Consider the following 639-nt stretch of genomic DNA (forward strand, 5'->3'; position numbering starts at 1 on the left):
TAGCGCGTTCCATGTCACAACATACTAAAAGTGCTACGCCAAAAATTATCGACACAAGCGCAATTATTGATGGTCGTATTTTAGAAGTCATTCGTTGCGGTTTTATCGATGGCAATATTTTAATTCCGCAAGGTGTTATTAATGAATTACAAATTGTTGCAGATTCAAATGACAGTGTTAAACGTGAAAAGGGTAAAAGAGGCTTAGATATTTTAAATGAATTGTATGATTTAGATTATCCTACAAAGGTTATACATCCAACTAAAACACATAGTGATATTGATACAATGCTATTAAAGCTAGCTAAACAATATCATGCAAGTATTATTACGACAGATTTCAACCTAAATAAAGTTTGTCATGTACATGGTATCAAAGCATTAAATGTTAATGATTTATCAGAAGCAATCAAACCTAATGTACATCAAGGTGATCAACTGCATATTTTACTGACAAAAATGGGTAAAGAGCCTGGTCAGGCAGTAGGATATCTAGATGATGGTACGATGGTAGTTGTTGATAATGCTAAAAATCTTATTGGCAGTCATGTCAATTTAGAAGTAGTCAGCTTATTGCAAACATCTTCAGGAAGAATTGTTTTTGCTAAAAAAATCGAAGATACAGTATCATTATAAAAAC

General features: G+C 32.2%; 1 protein-coding gene. It reads left to right on the top strand.

Features of this window, described 5'->3' with window-relative positions:
- Positions 1-635 (top strand): PIN/TRAM domain-containing protein (locus tag IDG60_RS19845; RefSeq protein WP_481906116.1); only part of this gene is annotated, 635 nt, incomplete at its 5' end.
- Positions 636-639 lie beyond the last annotated feature (4 nt).

This window comes from Staphylococcus sp. EG-SA-2 (genome assembly GCF_017152085.1).